Origin of the sequence: Mesorhizobium sp. CO1-1-8, assembly GCF_020164875.1 — a bacterium.
Classification (GTDB): domain Bacteria; phylum Pseudomonadota; class Alphaproteobacteria; order Rhizobiales; family Rhizobiaceae; genus Mesorhizobium.
On sequence record NZ_JAIUGZ010000007.1, the window covers coordinates 266707 to 288473 of the forward strand.

General features: G+C 63.2%; 17 protein-coding genes and 2 tRNA genes. 10 read left to right on the top strand and 9 right to left on the bottom strand.

Annotated elements, in window-relative coordinates; translation table 11 throughout:
* Positions 1-6: 6 nt before the first annotated feature.
* The 3 genes from LB558_RS16935 to hemP are packed head-to-tail and all read right to left on the bottom strand — an operon-like array spanning position 7 to position 2216.
* Complete coding sequence (locus LB558_RS16935) at positions 7-915, bottom strand: heme/hemin ABC transporter substrate-binding protein (protein WP_224698605.1); 909 nt, start codon at positions 913-915, stop codon at positions 7-9.
* Positions 916-925: 10 nt separating this feature from the next.
* On the bottom strand, positions 926-1987 hold the full coding sequence (locus tag LB558_RS16940) for a hemin-degrading factor (protein WP_224698607.1): 1062 nt from the start codon (positions 1985-1987) through the stop codon (positions 926-928).
* 22 nt (positions 1988-2009) lie between these two features.
* The gene (gene hemP / locus LB558_RS16945) at positions 2010-2216 is read right to left on the bottom strand and encodes a hemin uptake protein HemP (protein ID WP_224698609.1); all 207 of its coding nucleotides are present in this window, start codon (positions 2214-2216) and stop codon (positions 2010-2012) included.
* A 198-nt stretch (positions 2217-2414) separates the two neighbouring features.
* Here hemP and LB558_RS16950 point away from each other — a divergent pair, with 198 nt between their 5' ends.
* From LB558_RS16950 to LB558_RS16965, 4 genes are all read left to right on the top strand, one after another.
* The gene (locus tag LB558_RS16950) at positions 2415-4604 is read left to right on the top strand and encodes a TonB-dependent hemoglobin/transferrin/lactoferrin family receptor (protein WP_224698611.1); all 2190 of its coding nucleotides are present in this window, start codon (positions 2415-2417) and stop codon (positions 4602-4604) included.
* A 5-nt stretch (positions 4605-4609) separates the two neighbouring features.
* The gene (locus LB558_RS16955; RefSeq protein ID WP_224698613.1) at positions 4610-5053 is read left to right on the top strand and encodes a hypothetical protein; all 444 of its coding nucleotides are present in this window, start codon (positions 4610-4612) and stop codon (positions 5051-5053) included.
* 1 nt (position 5054) lies between these two features.
* Positions 5055-6152 carry a TonB family protein gene (locus LB558_RS16960; protein ID WP_318011649.1) on the top strand — a complete coding sequence of 366 codons (1098 nt, stop codon included), beginning with the start codon at positions 5055-5057 and terminating at the stop codon, positions 6150-6152.
* 65 nt (positions 6153-6217) lie between these two features.
* Positions 6218-6532 carry an antibiotic biosynthesis monooxygenase family protein gene (locus LB558_RS16965; protein ID WP_023812250.1) on the top strand — a complete coding sequence of 105 codons (315 nt, stop codon included), beginning with the start codon at positions 6218-6220 and terminating at the stop codon, positions 6530-6532.
* 72 nt (positions 6533-6604) lie between these two features.
* Here LB558_RS16965 and putA read toward each other — a convergent pair whose 3' ends face one another.
* Entirely contained in the window at positions 6605-10216 is a 3612-nt protein-coding gene (gene putA / locus LB558_RS16970; RefSeq protein ID WP_224698615.1) for a bifunctional proline dehydrogenase/L-glutamate gamma-semialdehyde dehydrogenase PutA, read from the bottom strand.
* 163 nt (positions 10217-10379) lie between these two features.
* On the opposite strand from putA, the gene LB558_RS16975 reads away from it, so the two are divergent.
* A complete protein-coding gene (locus tag LB558_RS16975; RefSeq protein ID WP_127258631.1) occupies positions 10380-10832 on the top strand; it encodes an Lrp/AsnC family transcriptional regulator in 453 nt (150 codons plus the stop codon).
* 105 nt (positions 10833-10937) lie between these two features.
* Here LB558_RS16975 and LB558_RS16980 read toward each other — a convergent pair whose 3' ends face one another.
* Together LB558_RS16980 and LB558_RS16985 are read right to left on the bottom strand one after the other, a co-directional pair.
* A complete protein-coding gene (locus LB558_RS16980) occupies positions 10938-12137 on the bottom strand; it encodes a cytochrome-c peroxidase (protein WP_224698617.1) in 1200 nt (399 codons plus the stop codon).
* A gap of 7 nt (positions 12138-12144) precedes the next feature.
* Positions 12145-12594 (bottom strand): FixH family protein, encoded by a 450-nt coding sequence (locus LB558_RS16985; protein WP_224698644.1) that lies wholly within the window; start codon positions 12592-12594, stop codon positions 12145-12147.
* 152 nt (positions 12595-12746) lie between these two features.
* On the opposite strand from LB558_RS16985, the gene LB558_RS16990 reads away from it, so the two are divergent.
* The gene (locus tag LB558_RS16990) at positions 12747-13667 is read left to right on the top strand and encodes a sugar kinase (RefSeq protein WP_224698618.1); all 921 of its coding nucleotides are present in this window, start codon (positions 12747-12749) and stop codon (positions 13665-13667) included.
* A 10-nt stretch (positions 13668-13677) separates the two neighbouring features.
* Here the strand turns inward: LB558_RS16990 and LB558_RS16995 are convergent, their stop codons facing one another.
* The 3 genes from LB558_RS16995 to LB558_RS17005 all read right to left on the bottom strand — a co-directional run bounded on the left by LB558_RS16995 (position 13678) and on the right by LB558_RS17005 (position 17425).
* Positions 13678-14700, bottom strand: coding sequence for an aldose epimerase family protein (locus tag LB558_RS16995; protein ID WP_224698620.1), 1023 nt, complete (start codon positions 14698-14700; stop codon positions 13678-13680).
* A gap of 93 nt (positions 14701-14793) precedes the next feature.
* A complete protein-coding gene (locus LB558_RS17000; RefSeq protein ID WP_224698622.1) occupies positions 14794-16251 on the bottom strand; it encodes an NAD-dependent succinate-semialdehyde dehydrogenase in 1458 nt (485 codons plus the stop codon).
* A 226-nt stretch (positions 16252-16477) separates the two neighbouring features.
* A complete protein-coding gene (locus LB558_RS17005; RefSeq protein ID WP_224698623.1) occupies positions 16478-17425 on the bottom strand; it encodes an AEC family transporter in 948 nt (315 codons plus the stop codon).
* Between the two features lie 110 nt (positions 17426-17535).
* On the opposite strand from LB558_RS17005, the gene LB558_RS17010 reads away from it, so the two are divergent.
* The 4 genes from LB558_RS17010 to LB558_RS17025 all read left to right on the top strand — a co-directional run bounded on the left by LB558_RS17010 (position 17536) and on the right by LB558_RS17025 (position 21574).
* Positions 17536-20556, top strand: coding sequence for a caspase family protein (locus LB558_RS17010; RefSeq protein WP_224698624.1), 3021 nt, complete (start codon positions 17536-17538; stop codon positions 20554-20556).
* A gap of 103 nt (positions 20557-20659) precedes the next feature.
* Positions 20660-21208 carry a histidine phosphatase family protein gene (locus tag LB558_RS17015; protein WP_224698625.1) on the top strand — a complete coding sequence of 183 codons (549 nt, stop codon included), beginning with the start codon at positions 20660-20662 and terminating at the stop codon, positions 21206-21208.
* Positions 21209-21433: 225 nt separating this feature from the next.
* A tRNA-OTHER gene (locus LB558_RS17020) sits at positions 21434-21507 on the top strand.
* A 1-nt stretch (position 21508) separates the two neighbouring features.
* Positions 21509-21574, top strand: a tRNA-Leu gene (locus LB558_RS17025).
* Positions 21575-21767 lie beyond the last annotated feature (193 nt).

Below are 21767 nucleotides of genomic sequence, written 5' to 3' on the forward strand. Positions count from 1 at the left end.
ATCCGTTCAGTCCGTCACCTGCCCGCCATAAAGCGAGGCAGCGAGGTCGTGGATGGCATCAGCCGTGCGCGGCCCGAAGCCGAGCAGATAGGCGCCGTCGACGCGGATCAGCTTGCGCGCCGTTCCGGCCGGCGTCGAGGCGATCGACGGATTGTCGAACAGTTCGTCGTCCGAGACCGGAGGCCCGGCATTGCTCATCATCAGGATCACGTCAGGCCTGGCGGTTATGATCGCCTCGTCGGACATCTGCTTGTAGCCCGAAAAGCCCTCGACCGCGTTGACGCCGCCAGCCAGCTTGACCATTCCGTCGGCCGCGGTCTCGTTGCCGGCCGCCAGGATCTTGCCGCCCTGTATCGACAGCACGAACAGGATGCGCTTGCGCTCCTTGATCGACGCCGTTTGCTTCTCGGCGGCCGTGAGCTTGGCATCAAGCTCCTTGGCCAGCACCTCGGCCTTGGCGTCGACGCCGAGCGCCTTGCCGACGATGCGGACCTTCTCGAGGATGCCTTCGTGGCTATAGTGCTCGGGCACTTCGATGAACGGGACGCTCGTCTTCTTCAAGACATCGACGGCTTCCTTGGGACCGCTGCCATGCAGCGCCAGGATGCCGGTTGGATTGACCGACAGCACGCCTTCCGGCGACAGCGCGCGCATGTAGCCGAGATCGGGCAGCTCAAGCGCCGCTTTTGGGTACCGGCTGGTGGAATCGCGCGCCACCAGATGCTTCTCCTCGCCGAGCGCATAGACGATCTCGGTGATCGAGCCGCCAATGGCCGCTATCTTGGAGGGATCGGCAAACACGGCCGTGCCTTCGGTGGCGCCGACAGGTTGCAGCGCGACAAAAACCAGAGAAACACCGGCCATCGACCCAAGGATCGATCCGCGCACAGCCGACAGTCCGGGGAAAAAACGCATCTTACTTTCCTCAGGCTACGGTTGGGCTTGGGATGCGCGGCAGGTTTTCCGCCACGAAGCGCCAGTCGTCACGCTCCCTTTCGCCTTCATGGCGCTTGCCGAAGAACTGGATGATCATCTTGCCGTCGGAATCATAGACCTCGAGCGAGGTGACATGACCGTCCTTGGTCGGCTTGCGCACCGCCCAGACCTCTTGAATGTGGTCGGTGCGCAGATGCAGGTGGAAGGTTTCGTCCAGCACGTTGATCCACGGCCCCATCGGCTTGATCGATTTGATCGGCCCCGAATGGATCTGGATGCAGCCGCGGTTTCCCACAAAGCACATGATCGGCATCTCGCCCTCCGCGGCGTGATGGAACATGGCCCGGACGGCATCATTGTCGAGTTGCCAGGCATAGTCCTGCCCCACTAGCCGCACCGCCTGCCGGCGGCTCAGCTTCAGCGTCTTCAGCATGCCGAAGAACTGGTGCACATCGGTCAGCCGGCTCCAGCGGTCGCGCAGATCGTCGAGATTGGCGGTCGCTTCGTCGCCATGGATCTCGTCATCGGGGAGTGGCCCGGAAATGTCGACAGTCGGTTCCTGGTTGGACGATTCGAGCGCGGCAACCAGCTTCTGATAGGCATAGAGGCTGGAGGCCGGCCGCAGATGCACCTTGTGCACGGCCTCACCTGCCGCGTCGAAGAACTGCAGGCTGCGGCGGATCTCGTCGCCGTCGCGCTTTTCGACGGCAAAGCCGTGTGCCCAGATTTTCGGGAAGATGCGCAGGTCGATGTTTTCGCCAAGCACCATGGCATTGTGGTTGCCGGTGACGACCTTGTCATAGACGCCGATCTTTTCGTGCACCGCGCTCTCATTGCGGGTCAGCGCCATAACCTCGCCGACGGCCTCAAGGCCGGTCAGAAGGTCGTTCACGCGCGGCTCGACGCGCACGACGCCGTCGCCGCAATGCGCGGCGACCAGTTCGGCTTCCGAAATGCCGAGCTGGGCGGCCAGATCACGCTCGCGCGTCTTCGGATTGTCTGTCCGTGCCCGCCGGATTTCATGCGGGGCGGGTTTTACGCGCTGGTCCATGTCTCGTCCCTGTTGCCTTGTCTTACTTGTTGAGAATGAGCTTGCCCTGACGGGTGATCTTCAGCCGGTAGAGCGCACCGTGATGCTCGATGCCGATCTCGTGCTCACCCTGGAACAGGGTGTTGCTGGAAAGGGTTCGTACCGCCAGCGGAACCCGGTCGAAACGGGGGAAGGCATCGTCGGAACGGCGGACGCGATAGCGAAAATCGTTGGGATTGTGGGTGTTCATCTGGATGGATCCCTTTCCTGTGCCGGGCGTCTGGCTAGGCGTTGCGTAATCCGATTCATTTCTTGACTTGAATAATCATGTTTACTAGTCAGTGCAATACCGGATTAAGTGAGTCAACATTTAAGACGCCGGACACGATCAAAAATGCCAGCCAGCCCCGGGCCAGCCAGCATGAAACCTGGACTTTGGAGTTGGGGCATGGGGTTTGTGACTTGGGAATGGCGCGGCCGGTCGGCGGCGAACGGCGCGGCGGCTTTGCTGGCAAGCGTGGCGGCGATCGCCTTGTCAGCGCAGCTGGCCAACGCTCAGCAGGCGGCGCAGCCGGCGGACCAGCAGACAGATCAAACGAAGAAGGCCGACGAAGAAAAGGCGGCACAAGCGGGCGCAACGCTGCTCGACAAGATCCTCGTCATCAGCCGCACCGGCGAGACGGCGATTGAATCGCTGGCGTCAGCCAGCCACGTCGATCAGGAACAGCTCGACCGCCGCATGGCGACGACGCCGAATGAGATGCTGCTCGGCGTGCCCGGTGTCGCCGCTCAGGCCGACGCCAGGCGCGTCAGCACCAGCATCAACATTCGCGGCTTGCAGGATTTCGGTCGCGTCGCGGTCATCGTCGACGGCGCCCGTCAGAACTTCCAGCGTTCCGACCACGGCACGCAGTCGACCTTCTACATCGACCCCGAACTCGTCAAATCCGTGGATGTTATCCGCGGTCCTGTCGCCAACACCTACGGCTCGGGTGCCATCGGCGGCGTCGTCTTCTTTGACACCAAGGATGCCGCGGACTTTCTCAAGCCGGACGAGACATGGGCCGGCTCCGTCACGGGACGCTATGAAAGCAACGGCAAGGGCTGGACATCAAGCGCATCCGGTGCCTATCGCCTCAACGAGAACTGGGACGTGCTCGGCAACATCGTCTACCGCAACTATGACGACTACAAGGATGGCGGTGGCGACACCGTCAAGGGCACCGGCTTCGATGTGCTTAGCGGCCTGCTCAAGACCACCATCCGGCCGACCGACAACAGTGAACTGAAGCTCGGCTGGGTCGGCTCAAGCGATGGCTGGAACGAGATCAGCGGCGGCGTGCCGGTTAATGACGTCGACCTGACGTCGAACACCTTCACGGCGCGCTACAACATCTCCGATGAGGACAAGAGCTGGCTCGATCTCCACATCAACACCTCCTACAACAAGACCAACCTCGATCTGACCAGCCTTGTCCCGCAAAACCGCTTTGATCCGGTCACCGGCCTTCCCGTTGTCTTGCCGGCGGGATCGCAGTCGACATTCGACGTCGGCACCACCGGCATCGACATCTGGAACACGTCCCGGTTCGAGACCGGCAATGTCGCACATGAATTGACCTATGGCGGCGACTGGGCTGGCGACAATGTCAAGACAGGCGGCACCGCCGGCGGCGACAGCTTCTACACGCCGTCGGGCAAGCGCAACGTCTCCGGCGCCTATGTCCAGGACAAGCTCACCTGGGAGTGGCTCGAAGTCATTGCCGGGCTGCGTTACGACAATTACAGCCTCAAGGATGACACCCACGACATTTCTGGCGACAGGGTATCGCCGCGCATCACCGTCGGCGTCTCCCCGTTCGAATCCGCGAGCCTTGCCGGCCTTCAGTTTTACGGCACCTACGCCGAGGGCTATCGCTCGCCATCGATTACCGAGACGCTGATCAGCGGCAATCATCCGGCAGGCGTCAGCTTTCCGTTCCTGCCCAATCCCAATCTGCGGCCTGAGACCGGCAAGACGACCGAATTCGGCATCAACTACAAGCAGAACGATATCCTTGAGGCCGGCGACGCGTTCCGTCTCAAGGCGGCCTATTTCAACAATGATGTCGATGACTACATCGATGGCGTGACGCTGTCGGCATTCGACCCGACGAGTGGCTGCCCGTTCGGCCCCGGCATCCCGATCTGCTTCCAGTATCAGAATTTCGCCAAGGCCAAGATCAACGGCTTCGAACTGGAGGGCGTTTACGACGCGGCATGGGGCTATGCCGGACTTTCAGCCTCCATCACCAATGGCCATACGATATCGTATGAAGGCGACCGGGCGGATCTCGCCACGATCCCCTCATCCCAGGTCACCGCGCAGCTCGGCTTGCGCTTCCTCGAAGACAAACTGACTGTCGGCGGCGAAGTGCAGTACAATGGCAAGCCGAAGGGCAATGCGGTGGCCAAGGACTACACGCTGGTCCATGCCTTTGCCAGCTACCAGGCGACGGACAATTTGAAGATTGATTTCCGCGCCGACAATCTGTTCGATGTCAAATACGCCAACCCGCTCAACGGCAGCACGACAGTTGCGGTCTATGAACCCGGCATAACGCTGAAGCTCGCGGCAACGATGCGGTTTGGAGGCTGATGACCATGACGAGCTTCACGACATCCCTTCGTCTGCTGACCTCGATGCTGGGGATGTCGCTTGCGATGGTTCCGGCGTTGGCGCAAGAGTCCGCGCCGGTCCCCGCGCTCAGCCTCGAACTCAATGGTGCGCAACCTTCCGACAAGGGTTGCCGCCTGACGTTCGTGGTCAACAACAATCTCGGCGCCGACCTGTCCAAGGCGGCGTTCGAGATCGCCTTGTTCAACGAGGCCGGCGTTGTCGACCGGCTGACCGTGCTCGACTTCAAGGAATTGCCGGCGGGCAAGACCAAGGTCACACGTTTCGATCTGGCCGGCACCGAATGCTCGAAAGTCAGCCGCGTGCTGATCAACAGCGCGACCGAATGCACCGGTACCGGCGTCGAACCGAGCGCCTGCATGCGCAATCTGAAAACGGACACCAAGACCGGGATCGCTTTCGGAGTCTAAGGTGGGACTGCATCCTGCATTCCCGCGGAACACCGTGACATGGCCGATTGCCCGCCACGGCCGGCTGCCGGCGAACGATCTTGATTTGACAATTCCGCTCTTGTCGCTGCAGGTCTCGCGGCGAGACATGCAGGATATCAGTCCCCTCCCCGAAGCCAGCGTCGAGTTGGCCATAGAACCAACCGAGCCGCTTACGCAGCCGCGGCCGTTGGCCTGGAACCGCAAATGGACGGCGGCGGTCGTCGTCTCCTGTCTGCTCCATGCCGCGGTGGCGGCGGCTTTTCTGATCTCGCCTACGGCGATTTCCAGTTTCCAAGATGCCGAGCAGCCGGAAGGCAGTGAACAGTCGGGCACCAATGTGGCCGGCAGCGCGCTGGACAAGGACCCGGCGGCAATAAGCGTTGCACTGGTGCCGAGCCCGCAACCGGCCAAACCACAGCCAGCAACGCCGCCCAAGCCAACGCCGCCAACAGAGCCTTCTCGACCAGCCGGGGAAGCGGCAAAGCCGCCGACCAAGCCTTTGCCGGAACCTGCTAAACAGCCAGCGGTGACGCCGGACATATTGGTGGCCGGCGCCCCTCGCCCCGATGACCAGAGCGTGGCTCCCAAGGCCGAAACACCGGCGCAGCCGACCGTTCAGCCCGAGAGCACCGAAGTGCCCGTCGCGGTTCCAGAACAGCCGCCGATCCCCAGCGCCAAGCCGGTTCCGGCAGCTGCCCCTTCAAAGACGGCGGATGAGAAGCGAGGCACGGCGGATGGTCAGGACCGGTTGGCGCAGGCCGCCAGCAAGGGCAACAAGCAGAACGAGGCAGGCAGTGCCGCGGAAGACAGCTACCGCAGCGACGTCATCAGAAAGCTCAGCCGCGTCAATCGTGCGGTGCCGCCTTCGGTGCAACTGACCGCCCGCAACAATGCCGTGGTGACATTCGTCATCGGCAGCCGTGGCGGCATTGACGAGCTGCGCATTCTGCAAAGCTCCGGATCGCCAAATTTTGATCAGATCGTGCTCGGCATCGTGCGCAAGGCGGCACCCTTCCCACCCATTCCGCCGAAGGTCGGCGACAGTCTTGTGTTCACCGGCGCGATCGGTCCGTTTTGAGAGCCCGCCTCGCCGCTCGAACATCCGTCAATCATCACAGTTCACCAACATTGAAAGGAACCGCCATGTACATCGCCATGAACCGCTTCAAGGTGCAGACCGGCTCGGAGAACGATTTCGAAGCCGTGTGGAAGAACCGCGATTCCAGCCTCGCGGAGATGAAGGGTTTTCGGGAATTCCATTTGCTGCGTGGCCCTGTCAACGAGACCGAAGGCTACACGCTGTTTGCATCGCACACGGTGTGGGCAAGCCACGAGGATTTCATCGCCTGGACCAAGTCGGAGAATTTCCGCGCCGCCCATCGAAATGTCGGCACGACAAAAGTCCACTATCTCGGCCACCCCCAGTTCGAGGGTTTTTCGGTCGTCGAAGGCGCATAGTGCATGTCGCCAAAAGTGGTTACGGTTTTGGGACAACGACATGCATAAAAGAGCTCTAACGACTGGCCGGAGTTAGGCTCCGGCCAACAGGCTCGCATTGCCGCCGGCGGCGGTGGTATCGACGCAGACAGCACGCTCATGCGCATAGGCCGCCGGGTTCAGCACTTCGCTGACAAGCGGCACGATCGGGCCTGAGCGGTCGGCGATGACCTTGCGCACGATGCGCGCGGCCTCGAGCGTACCGGAAAAAGCGACGACATCGACGCGCAGCGAGCGCGCTTCGACCGGATCGGGGCGGCCGTCGATGGCTGCCAGCGGCAGGCCCTTGCCGGTCAGCGCGGAAAGGGCGGCCGGCGCACCCGGCGCAACGGCCAGCACGGCATTACCGGCGGCGAGCGCCTGGATCGTCTGCGCGAGCAGCGTGTCGCCATCAGGACCAAGGCACAGCACCCGTCCACGTGGTGATAGCGAGAGCGTGTTGGCCTCGCCGGTCGGCCCGGGCAGGTCGACCTGGCCGAAATCGATCCCGGCGGCGGCACCAATGGCCGCGGCACCCTTGCCGCGCAGATGCTTCCTCAGAATGGCGATCCGGTCCGGACGCGTCGACCAGCCGCCAAGTGCGGGATCGGGCAGATTGTCGGCAAGCTCGGTCGCCGTCACCTTATGGCCATCCTGCAAATGGGTGCCAGCCTCCGGCCCCTTGCGGAAGCGGCGGAGGTAGTGCGGACCGCCAGCCTTCGGTCCGGTGCCGGAAAGCCCCTCGCCGCCAAACGGCTGCGAACCGACGACGGCGCCGATCTGGTTGCGGTTGACATAGATGTTGCCGGCATGGATGCCGTCGACGAAATGCTGCACGCGGCCCTCGATGCGGGTGTGCAGGCCGAAGGTCAGGCCGTAGCCCTTGCGGTTGATGGCGGCGATGACCGTGTCGATCTCGTCGGCGTCGAAGGTGGCGACATGCAGCACCGGCCCGAACACCTCGCGCTCCATGTCCTCGATACCCTTGACCCGGAAAACATGCGGCGCGACGAAGCGACCTTCTTTCGGCGCCTCGAGCTTGGCGATGAGCCGGTCCTGCAGGCCCATCTTCGTGCAGTACTCGCGGATCGAGCTTTGCGCCTCGTCGTCGATGACAGGGCCGACATCGGTCGAAATCTGCCAGGGATCACCGATGCTGAGTGCCTCCATGGCGCCCTTCAGCATCTCCAGCATCTTCTTCTCGACGTCCTTCTGCACATAGAGCACGCGCAGCGCCGAGCAGCGCTGGCCGGCACTCTGGAAGGCCGAGGCGAGGATGTCGCGCACCGCCTGTTCGGGCAGAGCGGTGGAATCAACGATCATGGCGTTGAGGCCGCCGGTCTCGGCGATCAGCATGGCGTCGGGTGCGGCCGTCTCGGCCAATTGCTTCTCGATCAGCTTGGCAACCTCGGTCGAGCCGGTAAAGCAAACGCCGGCAATGCGCGGATCTGATGTCAGCGGCCCGCCGACCGATGGGCCGTCGCCCGGCAGAAGCTGGATGACATCTTCCGGCACGCCGGCCTCGCGCAGCAGCTCGACAGCCCGGAAGGCGATCAGCGGCGTCTGCTCGGCCGGCTTGGCGATGACCGAATTGCCGGTGACAAGCGCTGCCGCGATCTGGCCGGTGAAGATGGCGAGCGGGAAATTCCACGGCGAAATGCAAACGATGGCGCCGCGCGCTTGCGTGCCCGCCTCCGCATTGGCTGCCTCGGTAGCGTAGTAGCGCAGGAAGTCGACAGCCTCGCGCACTTCGGCCACACCGTCGGCCAGCGATTTGCCGGCCTCGCGGGTAGCGAGTGCAAAGAACTCGACGGCATTGGCCTCATAGAGATCGGCGGCGCGGTTGAGGATGGCAGCGCGCTCGGCGACGGGACGTTTTGCCCAGGCCGGCTGCGCTTCCATCGCAAAGCGCACGGCGGTCGCGACCTGCTTGGCAGCCGCTTCGCTGACCGTACCGACCACTTCGGAAGGCTTTGCCGGATTGACGATGGGACGCTGCTTGCCGTAGCCGGCGGCACGGGTGATCGGCTTGGCATGCCAGCGATCCGGCCCGGCGAAGGCCGCCCTGGCCTTGTCGATCGCCGCCAGCGTCACCGTGTCGGTGATGTCGAATCCTTTCGAATTGCGACGGCCGGCTCCAAAAATCTGGGACGGCCGGGCAATCGCCGGATTGGCGGCCGGACCCTGGCTTTCGATCGTTTCGAGCGGATCGCGCGCAATGTCCTCCGGCTCGACATCCTCATCGGTCAACTGGTGCACGAAGGAGGAATTGGCGCCGTTCTCCAGCAGCCGCCGAACCAGATAGGCAAGCAGATCGGAATGAGCACCGACAGGTGCATAGATCCGGCAGCGTGTGCCTTCGGACCGTCGCACCGTCTCGTGCAGCGCCTCGCCCATGCCGTGCAGGCGCTGGAACTCGAAGGAATCGCGGTTGCTATCAGCCATCGACAGGATGGCGGCGACCGTATGCGCGTTGTGGGTGGCGAATTGCGGATAGATGCGGTCGGTCATGCCAAGCAGTTTCTTGGCGCAAGCCATGTAGGAGACGTCGGTGTTGGCCTTGCGTGTGAAGACGGGATAGCCGGTAAGTCCGAGCGTCTGCGCCCGCTTGATCTCGGTGTCCCAATAGGCGCCCTTGACCAGCCGCACCATGATGTTGCGATCATATTTCTTGGCCAGCGCATAGAGCCAGTCGATGGCAAAGGCCGCGCGCGGCCCATAGGCCTGGACGACGACGCCAAAGCCGTTCCAGCCGGCGAGTTCCGGCTCAGCCAGCACCCGCTCGATAACATCGAGCGACAGATCGAGGCGATCGGCCTCCTCGGCATCGATGTTGAGACCCATGCGCGAATGGCGCGCGGCAAGCGCCAGCGACAAAAGCCGCTCGGCCATGACCGGCAGCATCTCGTCCTTCTGCGCCACCTCATAGCGCGGATGCAGCGCCGAAAGCTTGACCGAGATGCCGTGGTTCTGCCTGATGTCAGGGCCGTTGGAGCCGGCATCCAGCGAGGAAATCGCGTCGGCATAGGCCTTAAGGTAGCGCAACGCGTCGGCCTCGGTGCGGGCCGCCTCGCCCAGCATATCGAAGGAATAGAGATAACCCTTCTGGGTCATCGGCCGGCCGCGCTTGACGGCTTCAGCGATGGTGCGGCCGAGCACGAACTGCTCGCCCATTTCACGCATGGCGGCGGCCACCGCCTTGCGGATGACCGGCTCGCCCAGCCGCCGCACCATCGAACGCAGCGTGCCTTCTATGCCGCCCTCGCCCTCATCGAGGACGCGGCCGGTCAGCATCAGCGCCCAGGTCGAGGCGTTGACGAAGATGGAGCTCGAACCGCCCGAATGCGCCGACCAGTCGTGCGGCGCGATCTTGTCGGCGATGAGGTCGTCCATCGTCTCGGTATCGGGCACGCGCAACAGTGCCTCGGCCAGGCACATCAGCGCGACGCCTTCCTTGGTGGAGAGACCATAGGCCGAGAGGAAGACTTCCATCAGCCTTGGATCGGACGAACCGCGCACCGCCCGCACCAGATCGGCGGCCCGGGCCGAAATCGCGTCACGATCTCTCCGGGAAAGCCCCGTCGCTTCAGCCAGCCGCTTCACGGCCTCGTCTTCGTCGGGCAGGTAGTTGGCGCGGATCTGCTGACGGATAGTATCGAGCGGCATAGCGGTCCCATGGATCGAGCAAAAGGGAGCCGGCCGGCGGTCACCGGACCGAATGGCGCAAGCTAGCACAGGCGCGAGATTTCGACCGGTCCAAAGAAATCGACATTGAAGGTCATTCGATCTATCTTAACGGCCCAGAATTGACATACGGACTGCATTTTCGATGACAGAAGACCAATTGGACCGCATCGACAGGAACATCCTGTCGGCGCTGGCAAGCGATGGCCGGCTTTCCATGTCCGAACTGGCGACAAAGGTCGGCCTGTCGAAGACGCCGGTGCAAGCGCGGGTGAAGCGGCTTGAGAAGGACGGCTATATCAGAGGCTACCAGGCGATCATCGACCGCGAGCGCATGGGCGAAGGCCATGTCGCATTCGTCCAGGTGAAATTGTCCGACACCAGATCCGCCGCGCTCGACGCCTTCAACCGATCCGTACAGGCCGTGCCGGAGATCGAGCAGTGCCACATGATGGCGTCGAGCTTCGACTATTTGCTGAAGGTGCGTACCCGGGATATCGCCGCCTATCGCCGCGTCCTCGGCGAGCGCATCTCGGCTCTGCCCCATGTCGCCCAGACCTCGACCTTCGTGGCAATGGAGACGGTGAAGGATCGATGACCATGATCCCGAAAAGTGGAAGCCGGTTTTCGGACAAGGTCATGGTCAAACAAAAAGAAAAGAGCCCGATCCATCTCGATACATCGGGATGGATCGGGCTCTAACTCACTCCGCCAACGTCTTCAGAAAGGCAACTAGCGCCGCACGCTCGCGATCCGACAGCTCAAGCGGGTGAACCTCTGCCACCCCTTCGACGCTGGGGGCAGCCTTGGCGTAGTGCGCCACGACCTCGTCGAGCGACGAAAACTGCCCGGCATGCATGTAGGGTGGCCGCGTCGCGGCGCCGCGCAGCGACGGCGTCTTGTAGGCGCGAATGAGTTGCGGCGCATCCTTGACCATGAAGCGCAGCTCACCGCAGGCGGCGGCATCGCCATCGCGATAGGCGCCGAAGCAGTTGAACGGGTCGGCCTCGACTTGGTGCACCGCATCGATGCGGCCGCGATCCGGCGGCAAATCCGCGACGGGCGGCACGCCGGTGTTGTGAAAGCTGTTGTCGGTGAAGCGCGGGCCGTTATGGCAGGTCACGCAATTAGCCTTGCCGATGAACAGTTTCAGGCCGAGGATTTCTTGGCTGGAAAGGACGGCATCGCCTTTCGGCTCGGCGCCTGTGGCGAGGTCCAGCGCAAAGCGGTCGAAGCGCGTTGGCGCGGGCTCGATCGACCGTTCGAAGGCGGCAATCGCCTTGCCGATATTGGCAAAGACGCCGTTGATGGCGTCGCGCTGTGCACCACTCATCGCATTCCAGGCGGCCTGCTCGGCGTCGGTTCCCAAAGGGTTGGCATTCAACGGCATGCCGGAAAAGTCAGGTAGCCGCCCGAAGATGCGTTCATAGCGCTCGCCGAAGCGCGTCTTGATGTAGTGCGCGTAGGCGGTGCGGTTTCCCGCCTGCTCCAATGGGTTTTCGAGCGGCGTCAGCGCCTGCGCCCACAGGCTGTCGCGGCGACCGTCCCAGAAGAACCATGGATCGCGCGCCACGCCGGCCAGCGGCATGGTGCGCCGGTTGGTGCGGCCGACGCCGACCGCTTGCGGCAGGTCGTCCTGGAACTGGCGGTCGATCTTGTGGCAGGTCGAGCAGGACACTGTGCCGTCACCGCTCATGCCCTGATCGAAGAACAGCGTCGAGCCAAGCGCGGCGGCAGCCGGCACGTCGGCAAAACGGTTGGTGGTGTCGGACCTCAGCGGCGGCAATGCCGACAGCGCCAGCGAGGCGATGGTTTTCTTTTCGGCGTCGGAAAAGTCAGGCTTGCCGCAGCCGACGAGGATGGCGGCGACCGTCAGCGCCAGAAAGCAGAAAAGGCGCTTCATCGATTGCTCACAGCACCACGTTGAACAGTACTGTGTCGGAGCCGGCGCCGGACGAGATGGCGAAACGAAGTTGCCACCAGCCGCTCATGGTGAATTTCAGCCCCTCGATGCGGTAACGGCCTTCGCCCAGGTAATCGGTGACCTGCGGGCTGGTCGGCAGACCGTGGTTGTGTTGCGGCATGCCGCCAGAGATGGCGATCGCGGCGCGCTCCACCGAAGCCCCTGTCTTTGTTTTCAGGGTTAGCAGCCAGGATTCCAGTTCGCCCTGCCGCACCACGCCCCGTTCTGGCACTAAGCTCGCCATGTACAGCCCGTTGTCGGTTTTCTTCGTCCGCGAGACATCCGGGCCGGCAGGCTGCGCCGACCGCGGCGCCGTCAGATAGACGACCGCGAGAATGCCGACCAGCAAGGCAGCCAGACCAAGACCTGCCAGAAGATAACGCCATATCGATGCCAAACCAGTTCCTCTTTTGCAGACAACGCTCTGCCGAGCGGATCGCATCCCGCCAGCCTGTGGGAAAACGCTGTGGCGGAAAAAACCCTGCTTGCCAAGCATGGCGCTGCCGGTGGCAAAAAGCTACAGCACGGGGAAATACTGGAGGACTGTAGATGGCGGGAACCGGCGTCGCCTCGATCGGCGAATGCATGCTCGAACTGTCGGGCCAGACGGGACCGAACTGGCGCATGGGCTTTGCCGGCGACACGTTCAACACGCTGTGGGCGCTGCATGCGTTGAGCACCGAGCGGCCGGCAACCTATGTCTCGGCCTTCGGTGACGATCCCTTCTCGCAAGGCCAGATCGATTTCTTCGCCGAGAACGGCATCGGCATCGGCTCCAGCCCGGTCATAGCGGGCGCGCGGCCCGGCCTCTATGCCATCACGCTGACCGGGGCCGAGCGTTCCTTCACCTACTGGCGTGGCGACGCCGCCGCGCGGCAGCTCGCCTCGAACCCGGCTGCACTGTCGAAAAACCTGCAAAATCAGGCGCTTGTCTACTTTTCCGGAATCACCTTGGCAATTCTGGACGAGGCCGCTTGCGCCGTTTTGCTGGCGGCTGTTGCCAAGGCGCGCTCGGCGGGTTCACTTGTCGCCTTCGACCCCAACTACCGGCCACGGCTCTGGCGCAATCGCGAGGATGCGCAGGCAGCGATCGCCGAAGCCCTTGCCGTCACCGACATCGCATTGCCGACCTTCCCCGACGAGCAGATGCTGTTCGGCGATGCAACACCGCAAGCCACAGCGAAGCGGCTCGGGCAACTCGTCAGCGAGGTCGTCGTCAAGAACGGCGAAGCGCCGGCACTGATTGCCCAGGCAGGAACGCTGCGCGAAGTCCCGGCGATCCATGTCGCCGCTCCCGCCGATACGACCGGCGCCGGCGATTCCTTCAACGGCGGCTATCTTGCAGCACGTCTTGCCGGGCACGACCCGCATGAAGCCGCGCGCCGCGCCCATCGGGTCGCCGCCGCCGTCGTGCAGGTGCGCGGCGCGCTGGCGCCGTTCGGGATATTGCGAGCGGCATTTGAAGGCTAAGGTCTGAAAACTAGGGCAGTCGGAACCTGTATTCCGTCACATGGTGGTAGATCGCGCCCGGCCACAGCGTTGCCTGCGGGAAATAGGGCCGGTTCGGCGCATCCGGCCACACCTGCGGCTCCAGGCAGAAACCGCAAAAGGCTTTGTAATTCCGCCCTTCCAGCCCGGTTCGCGGGGTCACATACTGGCCGGTATAGAGCTGAACGCCGGGCTCGGTGGTCCAGACCTCCATCTCGACACCGGAACTGGCGCCTTGCGACCATGCCGCTTGCTTGAGCGGCCCGCGTGCCGAAGCGAGGCAGAAATTCTGGTCGTAGGGCAGCTGTTCGCCCTCGGTTTCCATGCGCAGCGGCCGTGCCTGGCGGAAATCGAACGGCGTGCCGTCAACCGGCTTGACCACGCCTGTGGGGATCATGTCGCCATCGACCGGCAGGTAGGCGCCGGCATTCAGCATCATCCTGTGGTCGAGAATGTCGCCGGCGCCGCCATCATCCAGGTTGAAATACGAATGCTGGGTGAGATTACACGGCGTCGGCTCCTCGCAGGTAGCCGTCAGCTCGACGCTGAGCGTGCCGGGGATCTTCAGCCGGTAGGTGCAGGTGACATCAAGCGCACCGGGAAAACCCATCGTGCCGTCGGGATCGTGCAGGGTCAGCGTGACAAAATCCCTGCCATGCAAGGAAACCGTCCACGGCCGGTGGGAATAGCCTTGCGAGCCGCCATGCAGCGTATGCTTGTCGAGGAAGTTTTGCTCGGTCTGGTAGCGGCTGCCGCCAATGGTGAAGCGGCCGTCGCGGATGCGGTTGGCGTAGCGGCCGACGATAGCACCGAAGAAGGCCGTATCCGTCTCGTAGCTTTCCAGACGGTCATAGCCGAGCACCAGCGGCGCATCGTGCCCGGTCAGGCGCAGATCCTGGATGATCGCGCCCAGGCCGATGATGTTGGCTGTGATGCCGCCGCCCCTGATCGTGAAGCGACGCACCGGCTCGCCAGCCTGCGTCGTGCCGAAAACCTCGCCGTCCTTCATCGCCATGCCCGTAAATGCCAGTTGATCCAGAAGACTTCGGCTGGTTTTCCCGTGAGAGATGGGCAAGCCATTGGCCTGCCCCATCTCCGGGATAGCCTATCAGAGGCCGAGGCCGCCGATGCAGACATATTTGGTGTCGAGGTAATCCTCGATGCCCTGGTGCCCGCCTTCCTTGCCGAGACCCGATTCCTTGACGCCGCCGAACGGCGCCTCCGGCGTGGTGATGAGGCCTTCATTGACGCCGACCATGCCGTATTTCAGCCCTTCCATGACGCGGAAGGCGCGGCCGAGATCGCCTGTGTAGAAGTAGCAGGCGAGGCCGAATTCGGTGTCGTTGGCGAGCGCGATGGCTTCCTCTTCGGTCTCGAACTTGAACACCGGTGCGACCGGGCCAAAGATCTCTTCCTTCATGAAGCGCATCTTGGGTGTCGCGTTGGCGATGACCGTCGGCTGGAAGAACGAACCGCCGAGCGCATGGCGCTTGCCGCCGGCGACGATCTTGCCGCCCTTGGATGTGGCGTCGGCGATCAGTTCCTCGACCTTCTCGACCGCCTTCTCGTCGATCAGCGGTCCCTGCTGCACGCCGTCCTCGAGGCCGGAACCGACCTTCAGCCCGTTGCTGGCGGCGGCGAGCTTCTCGACGAACTTGTCATAGACACCAGCCTGGACAAGGAAGCGGTTGGTGCAAACGCAGGTCTGGCCGGAATTGCGGTACTTGGCGGTGATCGCACCGGCAACCGCACGCTCGAGATCGGCGTCGTCGAAAACGATGAACGGCGCGTTGCCGCCGAGCTCCATCGACACCTTCTTGACGGTGACCGACGACTTTTGGATGAGAAGCTTGCCGACCTCGGTCGATCCGGTGAAGGTGATCTTCGACACCAGCGGATTGGCGCAGATCTCGTCACCGATCTCGCTGGCCGAACCGGTCAGGATGTTGACGACGCCCTTGGGGAAGCCGACTTCCTCGGCAAGCGCGCCCCAGGCGAGACCCGAATACGGCGTCTGCGAGGCCGGCTTGACCACGGCAGTGCAGCCGGCGGCGAGTGCCGGGCCGAGCTTGCGGGCCAGCATAGAAGACGGGAAATTCCACGGCGTGATGGCGGCGATGACGCCGACCGGCTCCTTGGTCACCAGGATACGGCGATCCGCCCACGGGGACGGCACGACGTCGCCATAGGTGCGGCGGCCTTCCTCGGCGAACCACAATATGTAGGCCGCGGCGGAGCCGATCTCGCCCTTCGATTCGAACAGCGACTTGCCCTGCTCGATGGTCAGCAGTTCGGCCAGCACGTCCTGATTGTCCATCATCGCGTCGTGCAGCTTGCGCAGCAGCTTCGAGCGCTCGAGCGCGGTCGTCTTGCGCCACGATTTGAAGGCGGCGGCGGCGGCTTCGATGGCGCGACGGGTCTCGGCTTTGCCCGACTTCGGCACTGTGCCGATCTTGAGACCGGTGGCCGGGTTGTTGACGTCGACCGTCTGGCCGCTGTCGGCCTGCACCCATTCGCCATTGATGAGATTGGCCTGCCGCATGAAATGGCTGGTTTTCTGAAGCATGGTCTATCCTCCGTTTCGGCGCCCTGACGGGCCGGTCTGTGAATTCTTTGGTGAGCGTGCGCATGGACTGAAGCCGGCACGCCGGAGCCACTGCTCTTTACCGAGGGCAAGGCCCGCAAGCAATCGCAAGATGGCATATAGGGGTTGGACCAGCCCGAGGCGAGAGCAGGCCGGACTATGCCATGCCGATCGCGGGGCGGCATCAGCTGAATATCGACATACCCTATCAGAAAACGTGGAGCACCACCGTCAGCCAGAAGGCGGTTGTAACAACCGCGCTCGCCGTGGCGATGGTCATCTGGTTCGACGCCAGCGCCTGGCCAGTGTTGAACTGTACGGCGATGAGATAGGAATTGATGCCGGATGGCAGCGCCGCCACCACCACCGCCACCTTGGCCGTCAATGGCGGCAGGCCAAGCAGCCAGACCAGACCGAGAACCAGAGCCGGCATCAGGAACAGTTTCAGCGCCGACAGCGCCAGCGCCGGTCGGATGTTTCCGGAAATGCCGAAGCGGCGCAGGCTGAGCCCCATGGCAAACAACGCCACTGGCCCGGCAGTGTCAGCCAACGCATCGACCAGCCGCGTGGCAAGGTTCGGCAGTGGCGCGCCGGTTAGGCGCCATGCCAGCCCGGCCAGAATGCCGATGATCAGGGGATTGGTGAACAGTCTCCTCAGAAAGCTCTGGATGATCCGCAGCGGGTGTACGGGCTCACTGTCACCGCGGCCAAATATCTCGAACATGATGATCGAAGCCATCATCATGGTCGGCAGATGCACCGAAACGAGCAGCGACAGCACTTCGAACCCACTGGCCCCGAATACGCCGAGAACGAAGGGAATGCCCAGCAACACCACATTTGAGAAGGACGACGACACTCCGCCGACGATGCCTGTGCGTGCGTCCCGCCCGAAGATCCGCGTCGTCACCAGATGGCCCGCAGCCCATGTCATTGCAACCGCGGTGAAGTAAGCGCCCCACAGCGACCATGGCGCCACGCCATGGAAATCGGAATTCACCATCGTCCGAAACAGCAGCAGCGGCATCGCCACGCTGATGGCGAATTCAGAGATGCCGTCCCCGCTGGCCGGTTTCAGATAACCGGTGAGCCCGGTGAGATAGCCGAGCGCGACGAGGCTGAAGACGAAAAGAACGGTTTCGGTGAGCGGCGACATTTTTCAGGGATAGGCGAGCCACGACCGCAGCGCAATCGCGCCCGAATTTGATCATGGTCCACTGGCAGCGTTATAGAGGTTTGGATCATCAGGGCGGGCACGAACGACAAATGACCTTTGTCGAAACCAGGAAGCTTAATCTTTTGCTGCGGGCATGGCTGACGGCTTTCGTCGCCGCACTGCTTTGTCTTGCCGCGACCGCGCTTGCAGTTGCCGAGACGAAAAGCCTCAAGGGCGTGGCGCTGATCATCGGCCAGTCGAATTACCTGCACATCGCCGCCCTGCCCAACCCCGCCAACGACGCCCGCGACATGGCCAAGATGCTGACCGACCTCGGCTTCGACGCGCGCAGCGTCACCGACCGTGACGCCACCAAGCTGAAGCGCGACCTGGAGCGGTTCACCGAAGATGCCGACGGCGCCGATGTCGCCTTCATCTATTATTCCGGTCATGGCATCGAGGCCGGCGGCGAAAACTATCTGGTTCCGGTCGACGCCGACGTCTCGTCGCTGAAGGATGCCGGCACCAGCCTTGTGCCGATATCCGCCGTCATGGAGGCATTGAAAAAGACAGTGCCGGTAACGATCGTGCTGCTCGATGCCTGCCGCACCAATCCATTCCCCGCGGATGCAGTGGTACGGCGCTCACCGACCGCTTCCGCCTCGCCCATCGGTGCCGGCGGGCTGGAACCGGTACGCGGTGCCAAGGCGCTCGGCAATGCGCCGGCGGCCGACGCGAGCCTGGGTACGGTGGTCGGCTTTGCCGCCGAACCGGGTCGTCCGGCGCTCGATGGTGCCGCCGGCGAAAACAGCCCTTACGCATCCGCCCTGCTGCGCCACCTCGGGGCAATGAAGGGCACGGAGTTCGGCTCGGTCATGCGCATGGTGACCGAGGAGGTCTATCTCGACACAAAGGCAAAGCAGCGCCCCTGGGTCAATGAAAGCCTGCGCCGGCTGCTCTATTTCGGCGTCGCGCCGGCGGAGCCGACCGGCGACGACGGGCTGATCACAGGCGAAAGGCGCCAGCTCCTGCTGACGATTTCAGACCTGCCCGACCCGAAACGGGCGCAGGTGGAACTGGCCTCGCTGCAGGAAGGCGTGCCGCTCGATGCGCTTTATGGCGTGCTGAAAGCGCTCGGCACGGAAAAAGTCCCCGAAGATCCGACCGACCTGCAAAAGGTCCTCGACGCCCAGGCCGAGCGTCTTAAGAAGATGATGTCCGAGCGCGCCGCACTGCGCACCGACGATCCGGAGATCAAACGGCTTGTCGCCTCGGCCGACAAGGCGATCGGCCAGGGCGCCATCGTGACGGCGCGCAAATTCCTCGACGATGCGGTCGGCCGGGTCGAGCAGACCAACGATGCGGTCGATGAGGCCGAAGATCTCGTCAAGCAGAAGCGTCTTGCCGATGCCGCGATCTATGCGAGGCGCGCCGATGCCTCTGGCCTGGTGTTCGACTACAAATCCGCCGCCGGCGACTACGCCAAGGCGTTTTCGCTGGCCGAAAAATGGGACGACAAGCTGCGCTGGAACTACAAGAACCAGGAAGCCGAGGCGTTGAACGCCTACGGCTACGCCACCCGCGACCTCAATGCGCTGCAGCACTCCATCGAAGCCTATCGCACCATCCTGAACTTCATTCCCAATGGCGAGCAGAATCGCGACTGGGCGATCACCCGCAACAACATGGCGGTGGTGCTGCAGACCATCGGCGAGCGCGAGACTGAGACCGCGCGCCTCGAAGAGGCAGCGCGCATCTTTCGCGATTCCCTTGTCCTGTTCGAGCGCGAGAAGGACGATCTCAACTGGGCCGCCGCGCAGAACAATCTGGCCAATGTGCTGTTGAAGATCGGCGAACGCGAGAGCGACCCGAAGCGCCTGAACGAGGCCGTGGTGGCGATGCGCGCGACGCTCCAGAAACGCCCGCGCGAAAAAGTGCCGCTCGACTGGGCCGCTTCGCAGAACAATCTCGGCCTGGCGCTGTACGCGCTTTCCGAGCGCGAGGCCGCCGGCGAACATCTGACGCAAGCCGAGGCGGCCTACCGGCTGGCACTTGAGGAATACACACGCGAAAAGGTGCCGGTTGAATGGGCGATGGTCGAGAACAATCTCGGCAACACGCTGGTGTCGCTCGGCATCCAACTCAACGACAAGGCGAAGATAAACGAGGCGGCCGACGCGTTCCGCGCCGCGCTAGAAGTGCGAACCCGTGAGACCTTCCCGGTCTCGTGGGCGACCAGCCGGCTCAACCTCGGCAACGCGCTGAGCGGTATCGCCCGCTTCGATATGGGCACCAGCGCGCTCGAAGAGGCAGGTGCCGCCTATGACGATGCGCTGACGGTGTTTACGCGGCAGCGTTTCCCGATGGACTGGGCGTCGGCGCAGAACAATCTCGGTTCGATCTACCAGACACTTGGCCAGCGCACCCGCGACACGGCCAAGCTGGAGCAATCGGCGGCGGCGTTCCGGACAGCGCGGCAGGTCTATGTCAGACGGAAATTCCCGCAGGACTGGGCAATGAGCCACTACAATCTCGGCAACACGCTGCAGCTTCTGGGCGGCGTCACCGACAAGCCTGAACATTACGGTGAGGCTATTGCCGCCTACCGCGATGCGTTGCGCGAGTACAAGCGCGAGACGAACCCGCGCCAATGGGCGCTGGCCCAGGCCGGCCTCGGCTCGACGCTGCACTGGCTGAGCATGAGCAATGCCGACCCCAGGATCTTGCTGGAGTCCATCGCGGCCCGCCGGGCAGCCCTCGAAGTGCTCACCTTCGACGCGGCACCGGTCGACTGGGCCAATGCCCAGAACGGCCTCGGCATGAGCCTGCTCAACCTCGGCAATCTCGAACGCACCGACAAATATCTCGGTGATGCCGAGGCCGCCTTCTCGGCGACGCTGAAGGTATTCACCAGGGAAAGCCTGCCCATGCAATGGGCCTTCGCGCAGAACAATCTCGGTGACGTCAGCTGGAATCGGGCCGGCTATGGTGGCGGCAAGGCCGAATATCAAAAGGCGATCGGATTCTTCGAGAACGCCAAGCAAGGCTTTACCGAAGCCGGCTACACCATGCCCATCCCGCTCACCGACCAGAAGATCGATCTGGTGAAGAAGCAGATGGCGAAGAAGTAGGTCTGCGCTTCCCCCCGACCGCGCCTTGTCTTTCGGCCGGCTTTACCGTCCCTATATGTCATGCCACCGGAACCCATTGCCGGGAACCGGAGAAGGATAGCGGATGATTCGATTTGCCTTGGCGTTGTTCCTGCTTGTTGTTCCCGGCGTGGCGCACGCCACGGATGCAGGCTGGGCGCTGCTGCGCGATGGCGGGCATGTCGTGCTGCTGCGTCATGCCAGGGTCACCGGCACCACCGACCCGGCCAATTTCGACATCGACAGCTGCGCCACCCAGATGAACCTGTCGGCGCGCGGCAAGCAGCAGGCAAGCAAGATCGGCGCTTTGTTTGCCGCTCGGGCGGCACCGATCGAGCGCGTGCTGTCCAGCCGCTATTGCCGCTGCCTCGACACCGCCCGCATCGCTTTCGAGGCCGAGCCGGAGCTGTTTGCACCGCTCGATCTCATGAAGGGCGACGAGACGCAGAAGGCCGCGCAGGTCGCCGCGATCATGAAGGAAATCCGCGCCTATTCCGGCTCCGACAATCTGGTCATGGTCACCCATCTGGAAGATATCGTGGCACTGACCGGTGTTTCGCCGCGCGAAGGCGAGGCCGTGGTCGTCGAGCCGCAGGGTGAAGGCCTGCGCGTGCTCGGCCGCGTCACCTTTTGAGGCTTCCCGCACACCTCGGCACTGGACCGGTGTTGCCGAAATGTCACCACTGAAAGAAGCCGCGAACTCGCCATGACGATGCCGCTTGCGACAACCCGTCGCAGGCGCTATAGGCGCGCTCCCGGTCACGAGAACCGAAGTGAGCACAACGGTTGGAGCTTTCGTCTCCCCCCGTGCAGGCGGCATTGCCGCACTGTATACGGCGCCGCCTTGGGGATTGGGATCGCGGATGTAGCTCAGCGGAAGAGCGCCGGATTTGGGTCCGGAGGTCGGGGGTTCAATTCCCTTCATCTGCACCACGGATAGCTCAGTTGGGTAGAGCATCAGATCGAGAATCTGACTGTCGAAGGTTCAAATCCTTCTCCATTTGGCTGACAAGCCAACACCCCGCCAGGTGTTATCTGAAAAACGGTCCGGGAACTGGAATGCGAAAGACTGGACGGGTGACCCAAGCCCTCGGGCGGATCATCCCAGCGTCTTTCGCCATCGGCTCGCGGCCAGGCCCGCGGTGACGATCAAGGCGCAGTGTCGCCGGCAAGGGAGGCCAAGGCCTCCGGCG

Coding starts and splice junctions, on each gene's coding strand:
- LB558_RS16935 (WP_224698605.1), bottom strand. CDS start 915: ATGCGTTTTTTCCCCGGACTGTCGGCTGTGCGCGGATCGATCCTTGGG.
- LB558_RS16940 (WP_224698607.1), bottom strand. CDS start 1,987: ATGGACCAGCGCGTAAAACCCGCCCCGCATGAAATCCGGCGGGCACGG.
- hemP (WP_224698609.1), bottom strand. CDS start 2,216: ATGAACACCCACAATCCCAACGATTTTCGCTATCGCGTCCGCCGTTCC.
- LB558_RS16950 (WP_224698611.1), top strand. CDS start 2,415: ATGGGGTTTGTGACTTGGGAATGGCGCGGCCGGTCGGCGGCGAACGGC.
- LB558_RS16955 (WP_224698613.1), top strand. CDS start 4,610: ATGACGAGCTTCACGACATCCCTTCGTCTGCTGACCTCGATGCTGGGG.
- LB558_RS16965 (WP_023812250.1), top strand. CDS start 6,218: ATGTACATCGCCATGAACCGCTTCAAGGTGCAGACCGGCTCGGAGAAC.
- putA (WP_224698615.1), bottom strand. CDS start 10,216: ATGCCGCTCGATACTATCCGTCAGCAGATCCGCGCCAACTACCTGCCC.
- LB558_RS16975 (WP_127258631.1), top strand. CDS start 10,380: ATGACAGAAGACCAATTGGACCGCATCGACAGGAACATCCTGTCGGCG.
- LB558_RS16980 (WP_224698617.1), bottom strand. CDS start 12,137: ATGAAGCGCCTTTTCTGCTTTCTGGCGCTGACGGTCGCCGCCATCCTC.
- LB558_RS16990 (WP_224698618.1), top strand. CDS start 12,747: ATGGCGGGAACCGGCGTCGCCTCGATCGGCGAATGCATGCTCGAACTG.
- LB558_RS16995 (WP_224698620.1), bottom strand. CDS start 14,700: ATGGCGATGAAGGACGGCGAGGTTTTCGGCACGACGCAGGCTGGCGAG.
- LB558_RS17000 (WP_224698622.1), bottom strand. CDS start 16,251: ATGCTTCAGAAAACCAGCCATTTCATGCGGCAGGCCAATCTCATCAAT.
- LB558_RS17005 (WP_224698623.1), bottom strand. CDS start 17,425: ATGTCGCCGCTCACCGAAACCGTTCTTTTCGTCTTCAGCCTCGTCGCG.
- LB558_RS17010 (WP_224698624.1), top strand. CDS start 17,536: ATGACCTTTGTCGAAACCAGGAAGCTTAATCTTTTGCTGCGGGCATGG.
- LB558_RS17015 (WP_224698625.1), top strand. CDS start 20,660: ATGATTCGATTTGCCTTGGCGTTGTTCCTGCTTGTTGTTCCCGGCGTG.